Annotated in this window: 5 protein-coding genes; 4 read left to right on the top strand and 1 reads right to left on the bottom strand. The window is 69.9% G+C overall.

What is annotated here, in order from left to right; translation table 11 throughout:
• Positions 1 to 89: 89 nt before the first annotated feature.
• Positions 90 to 425 (top strand): glycerate kinase, encoded by a 336-nt coding sequence (locus IT40_RS25800; RefSeq protein WP_036761265.1) that lies wholly within the window; start codon positions 90 to 92, stop codon positions 423 to 425.
• Positions 426 to 536: 111 nt separating this feature from the next.
• The gene (locus IT40_RS25795; RefSeq protein WP_036761263.1) at positions 537 to 1,274 is read left to right on the top strand and encodes a calcium-binding protein; all 738 of its coding nucleotides are present in this window, start codon (positions 537 to 539) and stop codon (positions 1,272 to 1,274) included.
• A gap of 77 nt (positions 1,275 to 1,351) precedes the next feature.
• On the opposite strand, the gene IT40_RS25790 is transcribed toward IT40_RS25795, so the two are convergent.
• Positions 1,352 to 2,008 carry a hypothetical protein gene (locus tag IT40_RS25790; protein ID WP_036761260.1) on the bottom strand — a complete coding sequence of 219 codons (657 nt, stop codon included), beginning with the start codon at positions 2,006 to 2,008 and terminating at the stop codon, positions 1,352 to 1,354.
• Positions 2,009 to 2,297: 289 nt separating this feature from the next.
• Between IT40_RS25790 and IT40_RS25780 the strand changes: the two genes are divergently transcribed.
• Both IT40_RS25780 and IT40_RS25775 read left to right on the top strand, forming a co-directional pair.
• Positions 2,298 to 3,668 (top strand): malonyl-CoA decarboxylase, encoded by a 1,371-nt coding sequence (locus IT40_RS25780; protein ID WP_036761253.1) that lies wholly within the window; start codon positions 2,298 to 2,300, stop codon positions 3,666 to 3,668.
• A gap of 16 nt (positions 3,669 to 3,684) precedes the next feature.
• Positions 3,685 to 4,753, top strand: a 1,069-nt coding sequence (locus IT40_RS25775; protein ID WP_036761251.1) for an AMP-binding protein, incomplete at its 3' end; no start/stop codon positions are given.

The following is a 4,753-nucleotide window of genomic DNA, read 5'->3' as shown; positions in this document are numbered from 1 at the left end:
ACCGCTCATAATACTATGGATGATGTTTGATGTTATAAAGAGGAAATGTCGCTAATCGAAAGCAAAGGGAATCGGAGAAAGCGTAGGATGTGAAAAAGAGACAGCTGCTGGCCCGCGCCGACCTGGTCATCACCGCCGAGGGCGCGCTGGACGGGCAAAGCCCCTATGGCAAGGTGCCCTGCGAGGTCGCGCGCCGCGCCGAGGCGCTTGGCGTGCCGACCGTGGCGCTGGCCGGCACCATCGGCAAGGGCGCGCGCCAGACCTATGAACACGGGATCGCCGCCTATGCCTCGATCATGCGGCGGCCCTGTTCGCTGGGCAAGGCGATCGACGAGGGCGGCAAGCTGCTGCGCGCGGCGGCCGAGAACACCATGCGCATGCTGCTGGTGGGCCAGCGCCTGGCCTGGCGCGCCCGCGACGCCTGATGAACATCGCGACTTGCGCCCCCGGTCGAACCGGCAACCGGGACGCGCGGGGAACGGCCGCCCAAGGCCGCTCCGATCCTGCCGGTCCAACGCAAGTGACGGAGAACGACCATGGCAAAGATACGTGGCAACGACGACGACAACCGCCTGCTCGGCACCAGTGCCGCCGACCAGATCTGGGGCATGTCCGGGGACGACAGCATCTTCGGCTACCAGGGCAATGACAGCATCTATGGCGGCGCCGGCAACGACCGCCTGGATGCCGGACAGGGCCATAACCGGGTCTGGGGCGGCGAGGGCAACGACGTGATCCTGGCCGGTGCCGGCAACGACACCATCGACGCGGGCAGCGGCAATGACGTGGTGCGCGCCGGCAACGGCAACAACCGCATCACCCTGGGCGAGGGCAACGACCAGGCCTTTACCGGCAACGGCCGCGACCATATCGCCGCCGGCGACGGCAACGACGTCGTCCGTGCGGGTGCCGGCGCCGACACGGTGATGGGCGGCGAGGGCGACGACCGCCTGTTCGGCGAGGCCGGCAACGACCGGCTGGTCGGGCACGAGGGCAACGACACGCTGAACGGCGGTGCCGGCAACGACACCATGACCGGCGGCGAGGGCGCGGATGTCTTCGTCTGGAACGGCGGCCGCGACCGGATCACCGATTTCGACAGCGACGACGACCGCATCAACCTGTCGCATTACGCCCGGTTCGACGGTTTCGGCGACATCCGCGCCGCGGCGAGCCAGGTCGGCAACGACGTCGTGATCCGCGCCGGCAACGACCGGCTGGTGATCGAGGACATGCGGCTGGGCCAGTTGGGCGGCGACGATTTCAGCTGGTAGGCGGCTTGTCCGCGGCAGGCGACGGCGGCGCGGGCAGGTCCGCGCCGCCGCGATGCTATGCGCCCCGCGGCCCCGGATCAGGGCCCGGAATCGTCGGCAGGACGCCCCGGCCCAAGGCCCATGCCGGTGCCCATGCCCCCGCCCATTCCGCCGCCCATTCCGCCACCGCCGCCCTTGCCGCCTTCGCCGCGCCCGCCCTTGGACGAGCCGCCAAGCTGGCGGGCCGGACCTTGCAGCGGGATCACCGCATCGGGCGGCACCGGCGCAAGATCCAGCGCCTTGCGGATGAAATCGCGCAGCGAGACGACCAGCTCGGCGGTGTGGATCGGCCGGCCGGCGGCCATCTCGGCGGCAGCATGGCTCGCCAGGCGCACCTGTTCCTCGGTCCCCAGCAGGATGATGTCGGAAAGCGCCGCCTCGACCGCGTCGCGGATGCGCCGGGCGCGATCCGAGCCGCCGGCCTCATCACCGCCCGCCTCTTGCGCGCGCTGCCGCAGGTCGCGCAGATGCGTCGGATCGACCAGCAGCTCGCCGGTGAAGGAACCGCCCAGCACCTTGTAGGCGGCGATCAGCGTGCGCAGCCGCTCGTTGATCTGCCGGTTCATCCGCTGCTGGCGCTGCTGGATGGTCAGCAGCATCAGCACCCGGATGCCGACGCCGATCAGCGTGAACAGCGCAAGGCCCAGCAGCGTGGTCAGGATCCCCTGCCAGGTGCTGAAGTCGAAATAGCGCATCGGAAACTCCCTGGCTCGACCGCGATCCCCGGCCCGTTTATCCCACCGCTTCGCCGCGATGCGCCAGAGGGTTTTGCGGCCAATGCCGCGAAAGGCCGGCGTCGCTTGTCTCGCCGGCGCGGGGATGCGGCCCCGCGTCTGGAAGGCGGCCGATGCCTCTGGGGTGGACCGGCCGGCGTTTTTCCGCAAACTGCCGGACCATGGCGCGCTGGCGGTCGCCCGGCTGCGCCATGGTCGATCTTCGTGCTGCCGGGGCGATCCCGGTATGCCAACCCCTTCGGAGGCCGAAATGACCAGGACCGTCGAAACCCCGCGCCCCAGCCGCCCGGCCTTTCTGGGCGAGCTGTTCGAGGTGCTGACGAACCGCGGCCGCCGCCTGCTGGGACGGCGCGGTGCCGGCGCCGCCACCGAGTCGCCCGACCTGTGCGAACTGGGCGAGGCGCTGCTGTCGCGGCGGGGCGAAGCCTCGGGCGTGGCCATCGCCCAAGACCTGCTCGCCGCCTTCGAGGATGCCGACGAGGCGACGCGGCTGGCCTTCCTGCACGACCTCGCCGAGCGTTTCGGCCCCGACCCGGCGGTGGTCCGCGCCGCGCTGGAGGCGGTGCAGCGCGACCCCGAGGACACGCTGGCCATCGAGGCGCTGCACGAGGCGACCGAGCCGCGCCGGCAGGAGCTGCTGCGTCGCCTGAACCTTGCCCCCGGCGGCACGGCGGCGCTGGTGCGGATGCGCGAGGAGCTGCTGGCCCATCTGAAGGGCAACCCCGCGCTGCGCCGGGTGGACCTGGATTTCGCGCATCTCTTTGCCTCCTGGTTCAACAGGGGATTCCTGGTGCTGCGCCATATCGACTGGAACACGCCCGCCAGCATCCTGGAAAAGATCATCCGCTACGAGGCGGTGCATGCCATCCAGAACTGGGACGACCTGCGCAACCGCCTGCAGCCGACCGACCGGCGCTGCTACGGCTTCTTTCACCCGCAACTGGTGGACGAGCCGCTGATCTTCGTCGAGGTGGCGCTGACCGAGGAGATCCCGGACAATGTCGCGGGCCTTCTCGACCTCGACCGCCAGCCGATCGAGGCTGAGCGCGCCAGCACCGCGGTGTTCTACTCCATCTCGAACACGCAGCGGGGCTTGGCCGGGGTGTCCTTCGGCAATTTCCTGATCAAGCAGGTGGTCGAGGAACTCAAGGCGGAACTGCCGAACATCCGCAGCTTCGTCACGCTGTCGCCGGTGCCCGGCCTTGCCGCCTGGCTGGCCCGGCAGCGCCAGGACGAGATGTCCGAACTGATCGGTGCCGACCAGCGCCTGGCCTTCGCCCTGCTGGACGATCCCGACTGGCACCGGGACCGGACCGCGGCCGAAAGCCTGCGCGCGCCGCTGCTGGCCGCCGCCGCCGCCTATTTCCTGCGCGCCCGCGACGGCAAGGGCCGCGTCGTCGATCCGGTGGCGCGCTTCCACCTGGGCAACGGCGCCCGGCTGGAGCGGCTGAACTTCCTGGGCGACGTCTCGGCCAACGGGCTCAAGCAGTCGCATGGGCTGATGGTGAACTACCTCTACGACCTCGACCGGATCGAGGCGAACCACGAAGCCTTCGCCGAAGGCAGCGCCATCGCCGCCTCGGACAGCGTGACGCGCGCGCAGCCGATTTCCAACGCATGAACCACGGGGACCATTCATGAGCGACAACCTGTTCGACCTTCTCGCCACCCGCATCCGCGACCCCGAGGCCGTGGCCATCGAGACGCAGGCGGGCGAGCGCATCCGGCACGGCGACCTGATCGCCCGCAGCGGCCGCATGGCCAATGCGCTGGCGGGGCTTGGCGTCCAGCCCGGCGACCGGGTGGCGGCACAGGTCGAGAAATCGGTGCAGGCGATCATCCTCTATCTCGCCACCCTGCGGGCGGGGGCGGTGTTCCTGCCGCTGAACATCGGCTACACGCCCGCCGAGATCGGCTATTTCCTGGGCAATGCCGAGCCCAGGGTCTTCGTCTGCGATCCCGCCCGGCAGGAGGCGCTGCGCGAGCCCGCGGAAGCCGCCGGCGCCCGCATGGTGACGCTGGACGCCGAGGGGCAGGGCAGCCTGACCGATGCGGCCGAGGTGGCGCCCGCGGCCTTCGCGACCGCGGCCCGCGACAGCGACGACCTGGCCGCGCTGCTTTACACCTCGGGCACCACCGGCCGGTCCAAGGGCGCGATGCTGACGCATGGCAACCTGGTCTCGAACGCCCTGGTGCTGTGCGATGCCTGGCGCTTTACCGCCCAGGACGTGCTGATCCACGCCCTGCCGATCTTTCACACCCACGGCCTGTTCGTCGCCACCAATGTGGTGCTGTTCTCGGGCGCCTCGATGATCTTCCTGCCGAAATTCGACGTCGACCGGATATTCGAGGCGATGACGCGGGCGACCGTGCTGATGGGCGTGCCGACCTTCTATGTCCGGCTGCTGCAGGAACCGGCGCTGGATGCCGCGGCCACCGCGAACATGCGGCTGTTCGTCTCGGGCTCGGCGCCGCTTCTGGCCGAGACGCATCGCGAATGGCAGGTCCGCACCGGCCATGCCATCCTGGAACGCTACGGCATGACCGAGACGAACATGAACGCCTCGAACCCCCATGACGGCGCGCGCATCGCCGGCACCGTCGGCCTGCCGCTGCCCGGCACCGAGATCGTCGTCACCGACCCCGAGACCGGCGTGGAACTGCCGCGGGGCGAGATCGGCATGATCGAGGTGCGCGGCCCGAACG

Origin of the sequence: Paracoccus versutus (genome assembly GCF_000763885.1) — a bacterium.
GTDB classification, from domain to species: domain Bacteria; phylum Pseudomonadota; class Alphaproteobacteria; order Rhodobacterales; family Rhodobacteraceae; genus Paracoccus; species Paracoccus versutus.
This window is presented reverse-complemented; position numbering and strand designations above follow the sequence as displayed.

What these genes read in the sequence shown, in the direction of transcription:
- IT40_RS25795 (WP_036761263.1), top strand. Translation starts at nt 537, where the DNA reads ATGGCAAAGATACGTGGCAACGACGACGACAACCGCCTGCTCGGCACC.
- IT40_RS25790 (WP_036761260.1), bottom strand. Translation starts at nt 2,008, where the DNA reads ATGCGCTATTTCGACTTCAGCACCTGGCAGGGGATCCTGACCACGCTG.
- IT40_RS25780 (WP_036761253.1), top strand. Translation starts at nt 2,298, where the DNA reads ATGACCAGGACCGTCGAAACCCCGCGCCCCAGCCGCCCGGCCTTTCTG.